The organism is Amycolatopsis camponoti (assembly GCF_902497555.1).
GTDB classification, from domain to species: Bacteria; Actinomycetota; Actinomycetes; order Mycobacteriales; family Pseudonocardiaceae; genus Amycolatopsis; species Amycolatopsis camponoti.
On the sequence record NZ_CABVGP010000001.1, the window covers coordinates 256,551 to 275,146 of the forward strand.

Here is an 18,596-nt window from a genome sequence, read left to right on the forward strand (position 1 = left end):
TCGACCTGTGGATTCACCCGCCGATCGAGAGCTGGAAACCGGCGCGTTCGGCCTCGTCGGCGTCCTTCCACAACGTGCCACGGTTGCTGTTGCCGACGTGAACCCCGTAGCGTTCGGCGCTCGGCACGTCGGCGAACGTGAAGGTGAACGTGCGCACCCACATCCCGTCGACGATCTTCGTCTCTTCGCCGGGAGTCCGGTGCAGTTCCGTCGTGGCCACGACTCTGCCGCTTTCGTTCACGAGGGTGACCTGCGAGCCGTTGCTCAGGTCGGTGTAGCCGTCGTAACCGTCAGCTGTGGACTTGGTGCACTGCATGTCGCACAGCAGGGACAGGGTGCCGTTGACCGATGTGCTGCCCGACGTCATGAGGACGACGGCAACGACAGCCGCGATTGCCACGGCGACAACGCCGCCGACGACGAAGACGAGCGGCTTGCGGCTTCGTGACACAGGCGGTGGAACGGGTTCGGGCTGCGGCACCTGGTCGGTATTCGCTTCGGTGGTCATTGCCGTTCTCGCTCTCCTCGCCGGATGTGCGTTCAGACGGCCGCGCCATGGCCGCTGTTACGGAAGGTGACCAAGCCGTGATGACGTCGGGGTGCGTACGCGCGAGTGACGTCGTGGAGCGGATGTGGTGACCCTTCCGCGGCCGCGACCATGGCCGTATGAAACCCTTCCGCTTCGGTATCGTCGCCGGTCACGCGCGCGACCTGACCTCGTGGACCGCCCAGGCCGAGCGGGTCGAGAAGCTCGGCTTCGACACCCTGCTCGCCACCGATCCCGTCGGCCGGGCCGATCCCTTCGTCCTGCTCGGGGCCGCCGCCGCGGTCACCCTGGACCTCACCGTCGGCACCTTCGTCCTCGCCGATCCCTTCCGGGACCCGAAGGCCCTCGACTGGCAGGTCCAGACCCTGCACCAGCAGACCGGCGGCCGGTTCGAGCTCGGGCTCGGCGTCGGACGGCCGGGTGCGAAGGCGCACACCGAAAGCCTCGGCCGGGAGTTCGGCGAACCGGGTGAGCGCATCACGCGGATGGCGGAGACGATCGCCCACCTCAAGCGATCGATCGACCGCCCGCGGCTGGTGCTCGCCGCCGGGGGACCGAAAATGCTCGCGCTCGCCGCGCAAGAAGCCGACACCGTGACCTTCACGTGGGCGCCCAAGACCACCGAAGCCGAAGCCGAGTCCATTGTGGATCGATTCCGTAAGCTTGCTGAGGAAAGGCTGCCGGACATCGAGCTCGGGCTGAACCTCATGGCCGTCGGGGACGAGCCGTCGCCCGGGATCGCGCGGTGGGCCGGGGTCGACGTCCCGGAGCTCGCCGCGGCCGGCGCCGTCACCGTGCTGCCCGCTGATCCAGGTCAAGCGGTGGAAAGGCTTCTCGGCTGGCGGGAGCGGTGGGGGATTTCCTACGTGACGATCAACTCGGGCTACGCGGAACCGTTCGCCGCCATCGCCGAACGGGCACGGCTCGCAGGTGGGTGAGGGCCCTTCCGATCTTGCGAAGCTGGGCCTACGCTCCAATTTTCGTACTCGGGAGTGCTTCGGAGCGTTGTGATGACCGGTCAGCGAACACGCACCATCGACCGGGGGGAACAGGCGGAGCTGAGCCAGCTGCTCTCCGCCGGGCCGTTCGACGTGGCCCTGCGGGCGGCGATCCGGGCCCGCGGGCTCGGGCTCGACCGGATCCGCTATCGCTTGCGCGGCAGGGGAACCACGGTCAGCCTGGCCACCCTCAGCCACTGGCAGTCCGGGCGGTGCCGGCCCGAACGGGCGGAATCGTTGGAGGCGTTGCGGAATCTCGAGGACATCCTGAACGTGCCGGACGGCGCGCTCAGCAGGCTCCTCGGGCCGCCGCGGGGAAGAGCGCGCTTCCACGTGCAGGCGCCGCCGCTCAATTGAGCGGCACCAACGGAAAACCGCTCAGGTGAGCACGTAGGCTCGCGGGCATGCGTGCTGTCGTCATGGAGGAGTTCGGCGTCCCACCGGTCGTGCGGGACGTGCCGGAGCCGGTCGCGCCGCCCGGAGGTGCGGTGATCGAGGTCGACGCCACGGGCGTCTGCCGCAGCGACTGGCACACGTGGCAGGGCCACGACACCGCGGTGAAGCTGCCGCACGTCGCCGGGCACGAGCTCGCCGGCCGCCTCGTCGCGCTCGGTGCGGGCGTGCGCGGGTGGGAAGTCGGCGCGCGCGTCACCGTGCCGTTCGTCTGCGCCTGCGGCACGTGCCCCCAGTGCGCGCGCGGTGACCAGCAGATCTGCGACCGCGAGTTCCAGCCCGGCGCCACCCATTGGGGTTCGTTCGCCGAGCGCGTGGCCATCGAGCACGCCGAGACGAACCTCGTCGCGCTGCCGGACACGATCGGCGCCGCCGAAGCCGCCGCGCTCGGCTGCCGGTTCGGCACGGCGTTCCGCGCGGTGCTGCGGCAGGGGCGCGTCACCGCGGGGCAGTGGGTTTCGGTCTACGGCTGCGGCGGAGTCGGGATCTCCGCGGTCCTGCTGGCCGCCGCGGCGGGCGCGAAGGTCGTCGCGGTCGACGTCTCGCCGGCCGCTCTCCGGCTCGCCGCGAAGTCCGGCGCCACCTCGACCGTCGACTCGTCGGAGTTCGACGGTCCCGAAGCCGTCGCCGCGCACGTGCGCGAGCTGACCAGCGGCGGCACGCACGTCTCGCTCGACTGCCTCGGCGCGCCGTCGACCTGCGCGGCGTCCGTGGGCAGCCTCCGCAAGCGCGGCCGGCACGTCCAGGCCGGGCTGATGCCGCCCGCGCAGGGTGTCGCCCCGATCCCGATGCACCGGGTCATCGGCGGCGAGCTGGAGCTGGTCGGGATCCACGGGCTCCAGGCCCACGAGTACCCGGAGCTGCTGCGCGTCGTCGAGACGGCGGGGATCGACCTCGGCGCGCTGATCGGCCGCCGGATCGGTCTCGACGACGTTCCGGCCGCGCTGGCCGCGATGAACGACCCGGTGCCGGCTCAGCCGGGCGTCACCGTCGTGACTTTTCGTGACTGATCCACGGCGGCGAGGTCAAGTGACCGGTTCGTAGCTGATCCACGCTGGCTTGTGACATTCAGGTGTGGGAATGTCTAGCCATGGTGGCCCAAAGCGAGGGGATTCGGCCGCAGGAGCGTCCCGTTGGTCCATTGGGACGTCTCCTGCGGCTGTTCACCAGGTCCGGCGTGACGTTCCGCGGTCACCACGTCGTCCCGTCGATGATCACCGAACGTGTGCGGCTGGAGTCTCCGGCACAATCGAGGTGATGGACGCCCTCCTCCCGCGCCCGCGCGCCGAACTCGCGCCCGGTGCCGTGCACGTGCCCGACTGGCTCGGCTTCGACGAACAGCGCGAGCTCGTCGCCGCCTGCCGCGGCTGGCCCGGCTACCGCCACACGACCTACCCGAACGGCGGAGTCATGTCGGTGAAGACCGTCTGCCTCGGCTGGCACTGGTACCCCAACGGCTACTCACGCACGACCGACGACGGCAAGCCGGTGCTGCCGTTCCCGGACTGGCTCGGCGACCTGGGCCGCCGCGCGCTCGCGGACGCGTACGGCGAGCCGGCCGACGGCTACGAGCCCGACACCGCGCTGGTCAACTTCTACGCCGCGAAGACGAAGATGGGGCAGCACCAGGACAAGGACGAGCGCAGCTCGGCCCCGGTGGTGTCGTTCAGCCTCGGCGACACGTGCGTGTTCCGCTTCGGCAACACCGAGTCCCGCAACAAGCCCTACACGGACGTCGAGCTGCACTCGGGCGACGTCTTCGTGTTCGGCGGCCCGTCCCGGTACGCCTACCACGGCGTGCCGAAGACCCTCTCCGGCACGGCGGACCCGGCACTCGGCCTGACCGGCCGGCTGAACATCACGCTGCGGGTCTCGGGCCTCTAGTCCTCAATGGACTCTTCTTCGGGCACCACGATCAGCCGGACGGCGACCGCGCGCGAGCCGGGCGGGTGGTGGCCCGGCTCGGTGACGTACTTCCAGAGCAGGGCCTGGTACTCCTCGACGAACGACGCGATCTGCTCCTTCGTCAGGGTCAGCCCGCCGCGGTAGATCTGGTTCCAGCCCTTGGCGTCGTCGTAGCCCGCGTACGCCCGCGCGACCAGGCCGAGGTCGTGGCTCATCTTGAGCGTGCCGAGCTTGCGCGCGGCTTCGCGCTCGTCGTCGGTCATCTCGAGGCCGGGCGGGGTGTAGATGTCCTTCATCAGCGACTTCCACCAGCGCTCGCGGCCGTCTCCGCGGTCTTCGATCTCCGCGATGAGGTCGAGATCGGCGAGCTTGCGGAGGTGGTAGCTGGTCGTCCCGGTGCTCTCGCCGAGGGCCTTCGCGACGCTCGTCGAGTTCGCTTCGCCGTGTTTGCCCAGGTAGGACAGGATGTCGCGGCGGACCGGGTTGGCCAGGGCCTTGTAGAAGGCCTTGAGATCCGCGCCGGTGAGGACGCGCCGTTCGGGACGTTCGACCATGGCCGGAGCGTACTACAGAGGATATTTGCAAAGAACCTCTGCAATCGCTACCGTGGTCGGCGAACGGGGGTTTCGATGAAAAGACTCTTCTGGGCGGCGGGCCTCTGCCTGCTGCCGTGGATCGCGGTACTGGGGCTGACGCTGCCGGAGGTCGTGCAGGCGCAGCACTGGCGGCTCGCGTGGACGGGCTTCGACACGGCGGAAGCGGCCGGCCTGCTGGCGACGGCCTGGCTGCTCGGCCGCGACGACCCGCGGGTGCCGTTCGCCGCGATCGGCACGGCGACGCTCCTGCTGGCCGACGCCTGGTTCGACGTCGTGACGGCCGGCGACGACGTGGTGTTCTCGCTGCTCATGGCCGGTCTGGAGGTCCCGCTGGCGCTGGCGTGCCTGGCGGTGGCGGTCCCGCGGCCGGTGCCGGCGCATGTCTGAGCTGGACCCGCGCCTGCGCGACGAGATCGACGACCAGGTCGCCGAGGCCCTCGACGCCTACCTGGCCGAGCCGGGCCGGCTGCCGACCGGGCGCCGGTGGCCGCTCTGGCTGGCGATCGTCCTCACGAACGTGGTCTGGCTGCTGGTGGTCGTGAGTGGGAAACCGGGTTAGAACCCTGTTTCCCACTCACGACGCGGGACGGAAGCTCACGGTCTGGCCCAGCCGCAGCTGGGCCGCGACGTCGAGGTCGTCCTCCTCGACGACGGCGATCACCGGGTACCCGCCCGTCGTCGGGGAGTCGGCGTGGAACAGGATCGGCCGGCCCGACGGCGGCACCTGCACCGACCCGGGCACGCACGCCTCGGACGGCAGTTCCCCTTCCCGTGCGCGGGAAAGCGGCGGCCCGGTCAGCCGGATCCCGACGCGGTCCGAGTCCGGCGAAACCGTGTACACAGTGGACAGCAAGTCGTCCGGCGAGGTGAACCAGTCGCGACGCGGTCCCGGCGTGACGCGCAGGACCGGCGCGGCCGGCAACGCCGCACGCGGCGCCAGGTCGGCCACCGGGAAGGCGCCGGGCGTGCCCACCGGCAGCAGCATCCCGGCGGCGAGCGGCGGCGGCCCCAGCTTGCCGAGCGTGTCGGTCGACCGCGAGCCGAGCACCGGCGTGACGTCGATCCCGCCGCGCACCGCGACGTAGCAACGCAAACCGTGCGAAGCCGTGCCCAGCACCAGTTCGTCGCCCGGCCACAACGTCATCGGCGCGTTCATGCCACCCGGCGACACCGGGCACAGCGCGCCGGTCACCGCCACCGTCGTGACGGCCGAGGCGCGCAGCACCAGACCGCCCAGCGTCACTTCCAACGCCGCGGCGTCCGCGGGGTTCCCGACCAGCCGGTTGGCCAGCCGGAACGACGCGCGGTCGGCCGCGCCGGACCGGCCGACGCCGAGCGCCGCGTGGCCGGGCCGGCCGAGGTCCTGCACCGTCGTCGTGAACCCCGGCCGCACGACTTCGAGCTTCACGCCGTCACCGCCTCGAACCGCACCCTCGTGCCCGGTGGCAGCAGGTTCGGCGGGTCGCGTTCGACGTCCCACACCGGCACGTCCGTCCGGCCGAGCAGCCGCCAGCCGCCGGGCGACGCGCTCGGGTAGACCGCGCTGTACTCCCCGGCGATCGCCACCGACCCCGCCGGGATGCGCGTCCGCGGTGTCGACCGGCGCGAGACGTGCAGTGCCGGGTCCGAACCGGACAGGTAGGCGAATCCCGGCGCGAACCCGCAGAACGCCGAGACGTACGAACCCGCACTGTGCCGGGCGATCACCTCGGAGATGCGCAAGCCCGCCTCGGCCGCGACGTCGGCCAGGTCCTCGCCGTCGTACCGCACCGGGATCACCACCTCGGCCGAAGCGGACACCGCACTGTCCACAGGGGACACCTCGCGTAGCAGGGCGCCCAGGCGGTCCGCGTCCGTCACCGCCGGGTCGAAGCGGACCAGCAGCGTCCGCGCCGCCGGGACCAGCTCCTCGACGCCCGCCGGGCCGAGGCGGGCAAGCGCGGCCTGGAACCCCAGCACGTCGTCCAGTTCCACCAGCACCGCGCGCCGCCCGCACGGCAGCAGCCGGACGGTCATCCGGTGAACGCCCCCAGCTCGATGCCGCCCTCGGTCAGCGCGGCCGCGATCCGCTTGGCCAGCTCCACCGCGCCCGGCGTGTCCCCGTGCACGCACAGGGAGTCCGGGCGCAGCTCGAGCTCGGTGCCGTCCTCCGTGACGACGCCGCCGGTGGCCATGCCGACCGCGCGCCGGGCCACCACGTCGGCGTCGTGCAGCACCGCGCCCGGCTTCTTGCGCGACACGAGCTTGCCGTCGGCCGTGTAGGCCCGGTCGGCGAACGCCTCCGCGTACGCCACCACGCCCGCTTTTTCCGCCTGCCGCTGCATTTCCGAGTCCGGCAGGCAGAGCAGCGCGAGCCCGGGGTCGTACCGGCGCAGGCCGTCGACGATCGCCGCGGCCTGCTCGACGTCCACCGCCGCGGTGTTGTACAACGCGCCGTGCGGCTTCACGTACGTCACGCGGCTGCCCGCCGCGCGGGCGAACGCGTCCAGCGCCCCGATCTGGTAGAGCACCTCGTCCGCCAGGTCGGCCGGCGCGATGTCGAGCGCGCGCCGGCCGAAGCCGGCCAGGTCGTGGTACCCGACGTGCGCGCCGATCGCGACCCCGCGCTCGGCCGCCAGGTCGCACACCCGCCGCATCACCGACGGGTCGCCGGCGTGGAAGCCGCACGCGATGTTCGCGCTGGTCACGATGTCGAGCATGGCTTCGTCGTCGCCCATCTTCCAGGCGCCGAAGCCTTCGCCGAGATCGCTGTTCAGATCCATTTCAGCCCACCCGGTATTCGCTGTCGTGGCGGTCGGTGATGAACATGTACCCCGGCGCGTGGGTGATCGCAAAGGGGGGCCGTGACGCCATCAGCGCCGCCTGCGGGGTGACCCCGCAGGCCCAGAACACCGGGACGTCACCCGGCTCCGCCTCCACCGGGTCGCCGAAGTCCGGCCGGGAGAGGTCTTCGATCCCCAGCGCGCCCGGGTCGCCGACGTGCACGGGCGCGCCGTGCACGGCCGGCATCGCGCGGGTGATCCGGATGGCGTCGTCGACGCGGTCCTCCGGGATCTGCCGCATCGAGACGACCATCGGCCCGAACAGCCGCCCGGCGGGCTCGCACGGCCGGTTCGTCACGTACATCGCGACGTTGCGGCCCTGGTCGACGTGCCGCAGCGGGACGCCCTCGGCGGCCAGGGCCGTCTCGAACGTGAAGCTGCAGCCGATGGAGAAGGCGACCATGTCGCTGCGCCACAGGCCGGTCGCGTCGGACACCTCGCCGGCCAGCACGCCGTTCTGCCAGATCCGGTAGCGCGGCAGGTCGGTGCGCAGGTCCGCGCTCGCGGCGAGCCGGGTTTCCGGGTCGCCGGGGTCGGTGACGTCGAGCAGCGGGCACGGCTGCGGGTTGCGGGTGCAGAACAGCAGGACGTCGTACGCCCAGTCCTCGGGCACGGCGATCAGGTTGGTCTGCGTGAAGCCGTTGGCCCAGCCGGTGGTCGGCCGGGCGGTGCCGCGGCGGAACGCTTCTCGCGCTTGAGCGGGAGTGAACGTCGCGGGTTCGTCAAAGGTCGTCATGAGTTCCCCCTCAGGGAAATTTCCGGGTCCGGGGGCGGGCCCCCGGGCGGGGTGTGGGGGTTGCACCCCCACAAGATTCAGTCGACGAGTTCGATACCCCGGGTCTCGGGAAGGCCCAGCAGTGCGAGCACGGCGATGCCGTAGCCGAGCGCGCCGAACACGATCGCGCCGCCCGCGCCGAGGAAGCCCACGACGGTCGGGAAGATCGCGCCCACGGCACGGCCGAAGTTGTACGTGAAGCCCTGACCCGTGCCGCGCAGCGACGTCGGGTACAGCTCGGCGAGGTAGGCGCCGAAGCCGCTGAAGATCGCGGACATCGAGAAGCCGAGCGGGAAGCCGAGGACGAGCACGAGCCCGTTGGCGCCTTTGGGTATCTGCGTGTACGCGACGATCAGCGCGGCCGACAGCAGCGCGAACGTCAGGAACGTTTTCTTGCGTCCCATCAGGTCGGTCAGGTAGCCGCCGCAGACGTAGCCGACGAAGGCGCCGGTGATGAGGAACGCGAGGTACCCGCCGGTGCCGATCACGGTCAGCTCGCGCGTCTTCTTCAGGTAGGACGGCAGCCACGTCGAGATCGTGTAGTACCCGCCCTGGACGCCGGTGGCGAGCAGCGCGGCGAAGAACGTCGTGCGCAGCAGGTCGGCCTTGAAGATCTTGACGAGCGTGCCCTTCGGGCGTTCGGCCTTCAGGCGTTCCTCGGCGCGCGGGGCGTCCTTGACGCTCTTGCGGACCCACAGCACGAACAGGGCCGGGATGACGCCGGTCCAGAACATGATGCGCCAGGCCAGGTCGGGGCTCGCCAGGCTGAACACGACGGTGTAGACGATCACCGACAGGCCCCAGCCGACCGCCCAGGCGCTCTGCACGAAGGCCACGGTCCGGCCGCGGTAGCGGGCCTGCGAGTACTCCGCGACCAGCGCGGCGCCGGCCGCCCACTCACCGCCGAAGCCCAGGCCCTGCAGTGCGCGGAAGATGAGCAGCGTCTCGAAGTTCGGCGCGAACCCGCAGAGCACGGTGAAGATCGTGTACATCGCGATGGTGATCTGGAGCGTGCGGACGCGGCCGATCCGGTCGGCCAGCATGCCGGCCCCGACCCCGCCGATGGCCGACACGACCAGCGTCGTCGTGCCGAGCAGGCCGGCTTCACCGCTCGAAATGCCGAAGTACGCGGTGATCGCGGCGAGGCCGAGCGGCAGGGTCTGGTAGTCGAACGAGTCCAGGCCGTAGCCGCCGAAAGCGCCCGCGAACGCGCGTTGCCCGCGTTTGCCGAGCGTGCGGAACCAGTCGAACGGCCGGGCCTCGGTAGCAGTTGTCGCAGTCATGGGCACCTCCTGGCCAGTCTCTCATCGTGGCGTGCCTCACACACTAGGGATTGTTGAACAATTCCACAAGATGGCAATTACATCGTCCTCAGTGTGACGGGTACCATCTGTCTTGTGGTCATCGAAGACAGCGGGCTCCCGGGCCTCGAGGCCGACCGGGGCCTGGTCAGTCGCAAGAGCACGGCCGAGCGGGTGGCGGGCGTGCTGCGCAAGCGCATCGCGGAGGGCTTCTTCCTGCCCGGCGGCCGGCTGTCGGAGCAGGACATCGGCAACGCGCTCGGCGTCTCGCGCAACACGCTCAGGGAGGCGTTCCGGCTGCTCACGCACGAGCGGCTGCTCGCCCACGAGCTCAACCGCGGGGTCTTCGTCCGCATCCCGAGCGTCGAGGACGTCGTCGACATCTACCGCGTCCGCAAGATCATCGAGTGCGCGGCCGTCCGGGGGGTGACGGCGAAGCCGGCTTCGTTCGCCCGGATTCGCGAGAAGGTCGAGATCGGCGACGAGGCCGCGCGCACCGGCAACTGGAAGGACCTCGGCACCGCGAACGTGTGGTTCCACCAGGAGCTGGCGGCCCTGTCGGGCAGCGAGCGCGTCAACGAGCTGGTCGGCAGGCTGACCGCCGAGCTGCGGCTGGTGTTCCACATCATGGCCGAGCCCCGGCGCTTCCACGAGCGCTACCTGCCCCGCAACCACGAGATCCTGGACCGCATCGAGGCCGGCGACGGCCCGGGCGCGGAGCAGCTGCTGATGAAGTACCTCGAGGACGCGGAGGAACAGCTGGTCGAGGCGTACGCCGACCGAGCCGAGGCAGCTCGGGCGGCGGTCGCGGTGGACTAGCTGCTTTCGGCGGCGCGCGGTGGGCCGGGCCGCCTTTGGCAGGGCCCTGGCGCGGAAGGGTTGGCGAGGCGCTCGGCTGTCGCACCGGCCCGAGCCGCGGCGGCTCGGGCGGCCGTCGCGGTGGAGTGACTATCCCTTGCGGCGCACCATCTCGGTGATCCAGATCGGCGCGAACGGCGACGTGCAGTTCGGGGGCGTCGGGTAGTCCTTCAGGACCTCGAGGCGTTCGCCTATTTCGATGGCTCGGGCGCGGTGCTCGGCGTGCTCGATCCCGATCTGGGCCAGGCAGTGGTTCATCGCCCACTGCAGGCGTTCCGGCGCGTCCTTCATTTCCTTTTCGATGATTTCGAGCAGGTTGCCGAGATCATCGTGCCCCTGTGCCACGCGATCGGTGGTCAGCGCCCAGCCGGCGCTCGCGATCACCGGGTCCGGGTCGGCGAACCACGCCACGCGCAGCTCCTCGGCGTGCGGGCTCTTCTTCACCACGTAGTTGACGAGCCAGTCGTGCACCTTCGGCGTGCGCGCGGTCCGCAGCATCGCGTCCAGCTCGGCGCGCTCGAACGCCTTCGGGCGGCAGATCAGCGTCGCCAGGAGCTTTGCCGCCGTGTCGTCGGTGGCCCACAGCTCGCGGGCCAGCTCCTGCTGCGTCTTCAGCCGCTTCGCCACCGCGCGCAGCTTGGTGAGGTTCACGCCGTGGTCGTCGCCGTGCTTCGCGTTGATCTCGCGGGCACGCGGCTCGTCGAGCGCGGCCAGCTCGGCCAGGACGTCGTTCACCGTCGGTTCGGGCACGGCGGCCAGTCTAGGGTGCCCCTTCGGGCATCTCTGGTTTCCGGACTCCCCAAAAGCGATCCCGGCTGGATAACCTCTGAGCGGTTTCGCCGCCGGAGACCCCCAGCGGCAGGCGGAACCACCTCGCTGCCGGGCCGGGGCCTCCCCAGTGTCACGGTCCGGCAGCCCGGAACGCACGAAGGCCCGGCCGGAGCCGGGCCTTCGTCGTCGAACCGGGGTCAGCCGGCGTAGCGGGCGAAGATCCTCGTGAAGTCCCACGCCTGCTGGGAAACACCCGAACACGTGTCGTCGTTCGGGTAGGCGCCCGGGCACGGCCGGTCGCGGTTGGCCGACCAGAACGTCAGCCGGGCCAGGTGGTGCTGGTTCGCGTAGGCCAAGATCGCATTGAAATCGTTCAACGTGACCGTCTCGCTGTTGTCCGTGATGCCGTTCATCGACGAGATGCCCATGTGCCGGTAGGCCGTGTCGTCGTCGTAGCCGTAAGCCGACTTGACGACGTTCTTGAGCCCTTCGGCCGCGCGCTGCGTGAGCGTGCCCATGTTCTGGCCGGCGCCGCCGAAGTCGAACGGCATGATCACCCAGCCGTCGACCGTGAGCCCCGACTGGGCCGCCCGGTTGACCAGGCTGTTGTCCGGTCCGGACTGCCCGGTGCCGAACGTGACGTACAGCTTGATGCCCGCGTTGTTCGCCCGGACCGTCTTCAGCGCGTCGACCGTGCGCTGCTGCACCGTCGGGTTGCTGTAGGCGTCGGCCTCGATGTCGATGTCGATCGCCTTGAGGCCGTAGGCGCTGATCACCTTCTGGTACGCCGCGGCCAGCTCACCCGCGCTGCCGCACGACGACTCCAGCTTGTTGCCGGAGTAGCCGCCGAACGACGGGATGACGTCCCCGCCGCCCGCGCGCACCGCGTTGATCGTGTTCTGGTCGACGCCGCCGGTCAGCGCCCGGCCGCCGTCCCACATCGGGTTGCAGTAGCCGTTGGACAGGACGAACGCCAGCGTGAACCACTTGACGCCGGTGGCGTTCTGGATCGTCTGCGGGCTCGGCGGGTTGCCCCAGCCGTTGTAGAGGTACGGCGCGACGGCCATCACGCCCGGCCCGGACGGCGGCGGGGTGGTGCCGCCGGACGGGAGTGTCCACTGCTGGTTGGCCGTGCTCGCGCAGGTCCAGATCTGCAGCCGGGTGCCGTTCGCGCTGGAGTTGCCGGTCGCGTCCAGGCACTTGCCCGAGCCGGTGTTGACCAGGTTCTTCGCCGCGTTGGCCGTCCACTTCTGGGCGTTGGAGCCGTTGCAGTCCCAGAGCTGGACGGTGGTGCCGTTGGCCGTTCCGGCGCTCGTGACGTCGAGGCACTTGCCCAGGGCCTGCAGCGATCCGTCGCTGCCGGTCGTCCACTGCTGGGCGCCGCTGCCGTTGCAGTCGTAGAGCTGGATCGCCGTGCCGTTCGCGGTGCTCGCCGCGTTGACGTCGACGCACTTGCCGGCCAGGCCGGTGATGGGCCCGGTCGCCGCCTGCGCGACACCCGGAGCGAACACCAGTGCTGACGCCGCGATCAGGGCGCCGAATGCTGCTGTCTTCTTCATGCGGGCACGTTCCACTTCTGGTTGGCGGCACCGGTGCACGTCCAGATCTGCAGCCGGGTGCCGTTGGCGCTGGAGTTGCCGGTCGCGTCGAGGCACTTGCTCGACGCTGCCCCGACGATGTCGCGCGCCGCGGTCGCCGCCCATCTCTGGTTCGCCGTCCCGCCGCAGTCCCACAGCTGCAGCTGCGCGCCGTCCGCTGTGGACTGTCCGGTGACGTCGAGGCACTTGCCCAGTGCGCGGATCGTGCCGTCGGTGCCGACCGTCCACGCTTGCGCGCCCGAGCCGTTGCAGTCGTAGAGCTGGACGGCGGTGCCGTTCGCGCTGCTGCCGTTCGCGACGTCCAGGCACTTGCCGCCGAGCCCGGTGATCGGGCCGGTCTTGCCGGTGCCACCGCCCCCGCTGCCCTGGGTGCCGGCCCAGGTGAACGTCGCCGACGTGTGCCCCGGCAGGGTGTAGGTGAACGACGAGTTGCCCCAGTTCACGCGGACGCTCTGGTTGCCGGTGCTGGTGTTGTACGCGATCAGCGCCTTCGAGCCGTCCGGGTTCTTCCACGCGACGTTGCGGACCGTCGAGTTGTCGTTCGAGTCGATCCGGGACGCGCCCGGCTTCACGAACTTCGTCAGGTGACCCATCGTGTAGTACTCGACGGTGTAGTCGACCTGGCCGTTGCGCCCGTCTCCGTTGTGGACGGTCACCAGCCCGGTGCACGTGTCGCAGCCGCCGTTGTGCGGGTTGTGCGCCTGGTCCATCGCCAGGCTCCACTTGGTGACCGTGCGGCTCCAGTTGCGCGTGTAGTCGACGATGTTCGTCATGTCCTCGGCCTGCTGGTTCGACACCCAGGTGCCGCCGGAGTGCTCGGTCGAGTACGCGTTCACGCTCGGGTACTGGTTGTGCACGGTCGTCTGCTGCGAGACGTCGCCGCCGTAGCCGTGCCACGCCATGCCGCCGAAGTTCGGGTGGCTGCGGATGGCCGCGTCGTCCATCGTGGGCGCGGCGAAGGACTGGTACTGGTCCCAGTTCCAGTCGAGCGCGAGCACCTTTGTGGACAGTCCGGCGTTCTGCAGTGCGGGCAGCAGGTTGTTCTTGGTGAAGTACGCCAGGCCGGCGCCGTTCCAGTTGGTCGACGGGTAGCTCGCGCAGCACGTCGGTTCGTTTTGGACGGACAGGTAGTTGATCGGCACGCCGGCGGCCTGGTACGCCTGGGCGTACTTGACGAAGTACTGCGCGTAGGCCGGGTAGAACTGCGACTCGACCCAGCCGAGCAGGTAGCTGTCGTTGTCCTTCATCCACGGTGGCGCGCTCCACGGCGACGCCATGACCTTGATCTGCGGGTTGAGCTGCAGCGCCTGCTTGGTCAGCGGCAGGACGTCGGTCTGGTCGTGCGCGATGGAGAACTTCGTCAGGTTCGGGTCGGTCTGCCCGGCCGGCACGTCGTCGAACGTGTAGCTGTAGCGCGCGATGTCCGACGCGCCGATCGGGTTGCGCAGGAAACTGATGCCGATGCCCGCGTTCGGGTCGAACAGCTTCTGCATGACCTGGTTGCGGGTGGTGGCGCTGAGCAGGTTGCTCGAGTTGAGCAGCCACGCGGCGGAGTCGGTGAACGACGCGCCGGCGCCCTCGAACTGCTGGTAGGTCGTGTTCTCGTTGACGTTGATGGTCTGGCCGCCGGTGCCGGTGCCCGCGGTGAAGCTGATCGGCGTCTGCTGTTGCAGGCCGCGGGTGACGTTGACGCCCTTGGCGTCGTCGGTCGTGGTGAGCCAGACGTTCACGGTCTCGCCCGCGGCCTGCGCGGGCACGGCGAAGGTGGCCGCGGCGAGCGCGGTCACGCCGAGAATGCTGAAGAGAGAGCGCTTCCTCATGGCAGTGTCCACTTCTGGTTCGCGCCGGTGCCGCAGGTCCAGATCTGGAGCCGGGTCCCGTTGGCGCTCGAGTTGCCGGTGGCGTCGAGGCACTTGCCCGAGCCGGCGTTCACGAGGTTCTGCGATCCGTTGGCCGACCACTTCTGCGCGTTCGACCCGTTGCAGTCGTACAGCTGGACCGTCGTGCCGTTGGCCGTGCCCGCGCTGGTGACGTCGAGGCACTTGCCGAGCGCGCGGACCGTGCCGTCGGTGCCGACCGTCCACTGTTGAGCGGTCGAGCCGTTGCAGTCGTAGAGCTGCACGGCGGTGCCGTTGGCGTTGTTCGCGCCCGCGACGTCGACGCACTTGCCGCCGACGCCGGTGATCCGGCCCGCGTTCTGGGTGGGCGGCGTGGTGGTGCCGCCGGCGAACTGCGTGGCGACCTGCTCGCCGAGGCTGGTGGCGTTGGCGTGGTTCTCGATCGGGTTGACGTGCGTGTTCGGGAACACGATGTACGTCACCGGGCCCTCGGTGCCGCCGTTCGACGGGTCGGGGTTGATGCCGAGGTTGACCGCGGTGGCGTAGGACGCCTCACCGATGATGCTCGTCGGGCCGGTGTCGCCGACCACTGCGTAGGTGACCTGGTTGTTGTAGATCACCGCCACGACCGAGCCGCCGTCGATGCCGTAGTTGCGATAGTCCCAGGTGGACGTCGGCTGCGGCAGCACGATGTACGGCAGCTGCGCGGCGTTGAGCGGCTGGTCGGTCGACGTGTGGAACGCGGTGTCCGGGTAGAAGCAGCAGTCGGTCTGCTCGTTGCACTGCGACGTGCGGACGCCGTCGCAGTCGATGTCCATGTCGGCCTTGAAGAAGACCGCGCCGTTGGCCTGGCAGACGGGCACGGTCGCCGCGCCGCCTTCGTCGAAGGAGTACTTGCCGTTCGAGATCTGCTGGCAGGACGTCGTCTTCGCGAGCAGCTGGCTCGCGGACGGGCCGGCCTCGACGGCGGCTTGGGCGGAGCCGGTGGTCAGGAAGGAAAGCGCTAACAGGGCACACCCCATTAGCGCGACGAGGAATCGTCGCACTTGGATTCTCCTTGTGGGGGAAGGAAACAGTGCCGGGTAGGCGAACCGGGCGGGGTTCGCCTACCCGTGGTGGTGGATCAGGGAGTGGTCCACTTCTGGTTGGCGCCGCCGCCGCAGGTCCAGATCTGCAGGCGGGTGCCGTTCGCACTGGAGTTGCCGGTGGCGTCGAGACACTTGTTCGCGTTGGGGTTCACGATGTCCCTCGCCCCGGAGATCGCCCACTGCTGGGCGGCGGTTCCGTTGCAGTCGTAGAGCTGCACCGGCGTCCCGTCCGCGGTGCCGGCTGCGCTGACGTCCATGCACTTGCCGAGAGCGCGGATCGTGCCGTCGGTGCCGATGGTCCAGTTCTGCGCCGCGTTGTTGTTGCAGTCGGTGATCTGGATCGGCGTGCCGTTGGCGGAGTTCGCGCCGGCGACGTCGACGCACTTGCCGCCGATGCCGGTGATCCGCCCGGTGCGCCCGCTCGGGGTGCCGCCGCCGGTGTCGTTGGTGACGTGGACGTAGTCGACGACCAGCTGCTGCGGGAACTGCGTGCTGCTGTTGGGGTCGCCGGGCCAGTACCCGCCGACGGCGAGGTTGAGGATGATGAAGAAGTTGTGGTCGTAGACCCAGCGGTTGCCGTTCAGGTCGGACGGCGTGCGTGTCTGGTAGAGGTTGCCGTCGACGTACCACTTGATCTGGTTCGGCGCCCAGTCGACGGCGTAGGTGTGGAAGTCGTCGGAGAAGTTCGGGCCGTTGTAGGCCGCGCCGATGCCGCCGGAACCGGAGTAGCCGGGGCCGTGGATGGTGCCGTGCACGGTGTTCGGCTCGAACCCGACGTTCTCCATGACGTCGATCTCGCCGTCGGTCGGCCAGTTGCCGCCGCCGAGCATCCAGAACGCCGGCCACATGCCTTGCCCGCGTGGGAGCTTCATGCGCGTCTCGAAGTGGCCGTAGGCCTGGCTGAACTTGCCGGCGGTGTTCATCCGCGCGGAGGTGTACTCGCAGCGTCCGTACCAGCAGTTGTAGTTGCCGGGGTTTTCGCGCTTCGCGGTGATGACGAGGTGGCCCTGGCCGTCGAGCTGGGCGTTGTTGGTGCCGGACGTGTAGTACTGGCGTTCGTGGTTGTTGACGTTGTCGCCGGTTTCGAGCTGCCACTTGGACCCGTCGACGGCGGCACCGGCGGGGCCGTTGAAGTCGTCGGTGAAGGTGGCGGCGGCTTCGGCGGCGGGGGCGGTCAGCGCTTGCTGGCCGAGGAAGAGCAGGGAGCCGGCGGCGAAGAGGGCTGCTGCTCTTCGGAGGCCGCGGAACTTGCGGAACGAGGTGGACATCTTTGTCGCCTCTCTCACCAGGGGGACCGGCGTTCCGCGCGCAGCACGAAACGCGGGAGGGGGAGGTGGCCTCGCATGCCGGGGCGGCGGCAGGCGGGACCGGACACCGCGGCCCGGGGCGGGGGTGGGTCACGGAGTTGGTTCAGACCTTTGTTGTGCCTGGCAACAAAGTATGCATGGTCCAGACAAGGCGGGCAACTGTCGGGCGGTCATTTTTTTTCAACCCGAATTAAGGGTGGGTGGGTGACGGGGGGTGGGCCTTGGCGCGGGGGCCTTGGGGTGGTTCCCGGTCAGTGGTGCACGGTGGTCGACCGCCTTTGGCGCGGCTTGGCCCCTCCGGCACCCCGAAGCCCTCATTGTGACTACGGCCGGCGACACCGCGTCAAGGCGGGAAAGATGCCTTGACCCGGCGCCGCCGGCCGTGTTCTGGCTTCGGATCGGGGTGCGGGGGAGTCTGGGTTCTCCTCGGTGCCTGTTCTCGTGCCCGCTTGCCCGTTTGCCTGCTCAGGCTGCGTCGGAGTCCGGTGCTCCTGGCTTTGCCGTTCTTGATGTTGCTCCCTGGTCCAGGAGGTCTGCCACTGGCAACGTTGCCGCTCCTGTTGCCACCGCGTCCAGGCCTAGGGAGCCCAGCTGGATCGATGTCTGGCTGAACGGGTGCTGTAGCGCGTGCTCGCCCGCCGCCTCGCGGATTCTCGGCAACAGCAACTCTCCCAGGGCCAGGCCGGCCCAGCCGCCGATCACTATGCGCTCCGGGTTGAACAAGTTGATCAAGTTCGCTATCCCCGCCCCCAGGTAGCCCGCCGTCTCGTCGAGGACGCGGGATGCCGTCTTGGAGCGGGGGGCCGCCTCCAGCAGGGCCGCGAACTGGGCCTGCTCGTCCTCGCCCGGGACCTCCTTGCCGCGCACCTTGCGGTAGCGGGACAGCACCCCGGCCGCGCCGATGTACGCCTCCAGGCAGCCTCGCGCGCCGCAGCGGCAGTCGTTCCCGCCGTACGCGATCGTTGTGTGGCCCCACTCGCCCGCGCTGCTCGTCGACCCGCGGTACGTCGTCCCGTCCGTCACCACCGCCGCGCCCACGCCCGAGCCGATCAGCGCTATCACCGCGTGACGCGCTCCGCGGCCGGCGCCGAACCACATCTCCGCCTGGCCCTGCGTCTTCGCTCCGTTGTCGACGAACAAGGGCAGCCCGACGCCGGCCTCGCGCAGCAGCGACACCAGCGGCACCGCTTCCCAGCCGACCGTCGGCGCGTGCACCAGCACCCGCGATCCCTGCTCGACCATGCCCGGTACGCCGATGCCGACGCCCAGCACCGCCGAGTCGTCGATGCCCGCGCTCGCGAACACCTCGCGCAGCCCGGACGTCACCTGGTCGACCGCCGTCGCCGGGTCCGGTGCCTTCGGCAGTGGGTGCTCCACCGTCGCGAGGCGGTTCATCGCCAGGTCGAACAGCTCGACCTTGACGCCGGTCTCGCCGATGTCGACCCCCGCGACGTGCCCGTACGCCGGGTCGACGCGCAGCAGCACGCGGGGCCGGCCGCCGTCCGACTCGACCTGTCCCGCCTCCGTGATGAGCCGTTCTTCGCCCAGTTCGGCGGTCACGTTGCTGACCGTGGCCGCGCTCAATCCGGTGAGCTGGCTGAGTTCGTGTCGCGACAGCGGGCCGTCGAAGTAGAGTTTCGACAGCAGCAGGGAACGGTTGTGCCTCCGCAGGTCACGGACGGTGGTGCGCTTGCTCGCCATGGGCAACCCATCTGAACTCTTACCGGCTCCCTGCAAGA

Annotated in this window: 20 protein-coding genes; 7 read left to right on the forward strand and 13 right to left on the reverse strand. The window is 70.0% G+C overall.

Annotated elements, in window-relative coordinates; genetic code table 11:
- Positions 1-13: 13 nt before the first annotated feature.
- Positions 14-508 (reverse strand): hypothetical protein, encoded by a 495-nt coding sequence (locus AA23TX_RS01265; protein ID WP_155540767.1) that lies wholly within the window; start codon positions 506-508, stop codon positions 14-16.
- A 158-nt stretch (positions 509-666) separates the two neighbouring features.
- Between AA23TX_RS01265 and AA23TX_RS01270 the strand changes: the two genes are divergently transcribed.
- The 4 genes from AA23TX_RS01270 to AA23TX_RS01285 all read left to right on the forward strand — a co-directional run bounded on the left by AA23TX_RS01270 (position 667) and on the right by AA23TX_RS01285 (position 3,882).
- Positions 667-1,485, forward strand: coding sequence for an LLM class flavin-dependent oxidoreductase (locus AA23TX_RS01270; protein ID WP_155540768.1), 819 nt, complete (start codon positions 667-669; stop codon positions 1,483-1,485).
- 72 nt (positions 1,486-1,557) lie between these two features.
- Positions 1,558-1,902, forward strand: coding sequence for a transcriptional regulator (locus AA23TX_RS01275; protein ID WP_196425139.1), 345 nt, complete (start codon positions 1,558-1,560; stop codon positions 1,900-1,902).
- A gap of 47 nt (positions 1,903-1,949) precedes the next feature.
- Positions 1,950-3,008 (forward strand): zinc-binding dehydrogenase, encoded by a 1,059-nt coding sequence (locus AA23TX_RS01280; protein WP_155540770.1) that lies wholly within the window; start codon positions 1,950-1,952, stop codon positions 3,006-3,008.
- A gap of 247 nt (positions 3,009-3,255) precedes the next feature.
- Complete coding sequence (locus tag AA23TX_RS01285; RefSeq protein ID WP_196425140.1) at positions 3,256-3,882, forward strand: alpha-ketoglutarate-dependent dioxygenase AlkB family protein; 627 nt, start codon at positions 3,256-3,258, stop codon at positions 3,880-3,882.
- Here AA23TX_RS01285 and AA23TX_RS01290 read toward each other — a convergent pair.
- Positions 3,879-4,457: an ArsR/SmtB family transcription factor gene (locus tag AA23TX_RS01290; RefSeq protein ID WP_155540772.1), complete on the reverse strand. Its 579-nt coding sequence runs from the start codon at positions 4,455-4,457 to the stop codon at positions 3,879-3,881. The genes AA23TX_RS01285 and AA23TX_RS01290 overlap by 4 nt on opposite strands.
- A gap of 75 nt (positions 4,458-4,532) precedes the next feature.
- Between AA23TX_RS01290 and AA23TX_RS01295 the strand changes: the two genes are divergently transcribed.
- Both AA23TX_RS01295 and AA23TX_RS01300 read left to right on the forward strand, forming a co-directional pair.
- Positions 4,533-4,886, forward strand: coding sequence for a hypothetical protein (locus tag AA23TX_RS01295; protein ID WP_155540773.1), 354 nt, complete (start codon positions 4,533-4,535; stop codon positions 4,884-4,886).
- The gene (locus AA23TX_RS01300) at positions 4,879-5,058 is read left to right on the forward strand and encodes a hypothetical protein (RefSeq protein ID WP_155540774.1); all 180 of its coding nucleotides are present in this window, start codon (positions 4,879-4,881) and stop codon (positions 5,056-5,058) included. Before AA23TX_RS01295 ends, AA23TX_RS01300 begins: the two co-directional genes overlap by 8 nt.
- Positions 5,059-5,073: 15 nt before the next feature.
- On the opposite strand, the gene AA23TX_RS01305 is transcribed toward AA23TX_RS01300, so the two are convergent.
- The 5 genes from AA23TX_RS01305 to AA23TX_RS01325 all read right to left on the reverse strand — a co-directional run bounded on the left by AA23TX_RS01305 (position 5,074) and on the right by AA23TX_RS01325 (position 9,379).
- Positions 5,074-5,907 carry a 5-oxoprolinase subunit C family protein gene (locus AA23TX_RS01305; RefSeq protein WP_155540775.1) on the reverse strand — a complete coding sequence of 278 codons (834 nt, stop codon included), beginning with the start codon at positions 5,905-5,907 and terminating at the stop codon, positions 5,074-5,076.
- Positions 5,904-6,515 (reverse strand): 5-oxoprolinase subunit B family protein, encoded by a 612-nt coding sequence (locus AA23TX_RS01310; RefSeq protein WP_155540776.1) that lies wholly within the window; start codon positions 6,513-6,515, stop codon positions 5,904-5,906. The genes AA23TX_RS01305 and AA23TX_RS01310 overlap by 4 nt, the downstream gene beginning before the upstream one ends.
- Positions 6,512-7,261 (reverse strand): LamB/YcsF family protein, encoded by a 750-nt coding sequence (locus AA23TX_RS01315; RefSeq protein WP_155540777.1) that lies wholly within the window; start codon positions 7,259-7,261, stop codon positions 6,512-6,514. The genes AA23TX_RS01310 and AA23TX_RS01315 overlap by 4 nt, the downstream gene beginning before the upstream one ends.
- Before the next feature lies 1 nt (position 7,262).
- Positions 7,263-8,057, reverse strand: a complete 795-nt coding sequence (locus AA23TX_RS01320; RefSeq protein WP_155540778.1) for a putative hydro-lyase — start codon at positions 8,055-8,057, stop codon at positions 7,263-7,265.
- A gap of 77 nt (positions 8,058-8,134) precedes the next feature.
- Positions 8,135-9,379 (reverse strand): MFS transporter, encoded by a 1,245-nt coding sequence (locus tag AA23TX_RS01325; protein ID WP_155540779.1) that lies wholly within the window; start codon positions 9,377-9,379, stop codon positions 8,135-8,137.
- A gap of 114 nt (positions 9,380-9,493) precedes the next feature.
- Between AA23TX_RS01325 and AA23TX_RS01330 the strand changes: the two genes are divergently transcribed.
- Positions 9,494-10,216: a GntR family transcriptional regulator gene (locus tag AA23TX_RS01330; protein WP_155540780.1), complete on the forward strand. Its 723-nt coding sequence runs from the start codon at positions 9,494-9,496 to the stop codon at positions 10,214-10,216.
- 129 nt (positions 10,217-10,345) lie between these two features.
- Here the strand turns inward: AA23TX_RS01330 and AA23TX_RS01335 are convergent, their stop codons facing one another.
- From AA23TX_RS01335 to AA23TX_RS01360, 6 genes are all read right to left on the reverse strand, one after another.
- Positions 10,346-11,005 (reverse strand): DNA alkylation repair protein, encoded by a 660-nt coding sequence (locus tag AA23TX_RS01335; protein ID WP_155540781.1) that lies wholly within the window; start codon positions 11,003-11,005, stop codon positions 10,346-10,348.
- Positions 11,006-11,223: 218 nt separating this feature from the next.
- Positions 11,224-12,585 (reverse strand): chitinase, encoded by a 1,362-nt coding sequence (locus AA23TX_RS01340; RefSeq protein ID WP_155540782.1) that lies wholly within the window; start codon positions 12,583-12,585, stop codon positions 11,224-11,226.
- Positions 12,582-14,444 carry a ricin-type beta-trefoil lectin domain protein gene (locus tag AA23TX_RS01345; RefSeq protein WP_196425141.1) on the reverse strand — a complete coding sequence of 621 codons (1,863 nt, stop codon included), beginning with the start codon at positions 14,442-14,444 and terminating at the stop codon, positions 12,582-12,584. The genes AA23TX_RS01340 and AA23TX_RS01345 overlap by 4 nt, the downstream gene beginning before the upstream one ends.
- Entirely contained in the window at positions 14,441-15,508 is a 1,068-nt protein-coding gene (locus tag AA23TX_RS01350; protein ID WP_230862293.1) for a glycoside hydrolase family 75 protein, read from the reverse strand. Before AA23TX_RS01350 ends, AA23TX_RS01345 begins: the two co-directional genes overlap by 4 nt.
- Before the next feature lie 77 nt (positions 15,509-15,585).
- On the reverse strand, positions 15,586-16,818 hold the full coding sequence (locus AA23TX_RS01355; protein ID WP_155540783.1) for a glycoside hydrolase family 16 protein: 1,233 nt from the start codon (positions 16,816-16,818) through the stop codon (positions 15,586-15,588).
- Between the two features lie 504 nt (positions 16,819-17,322).
- Complete coding sequence (locus tag AA23TX_RS01360; protein WP_155540784.1) at positions 17,323-18,558, reverse strand: ROK family transcriptional regulator; 1,236 nt, start codon at positions 18,556-18,558, stop codon at positions 17,323-17,325.
- Positions 18,559-18,596: the final 38 nt, after the last annotated feature.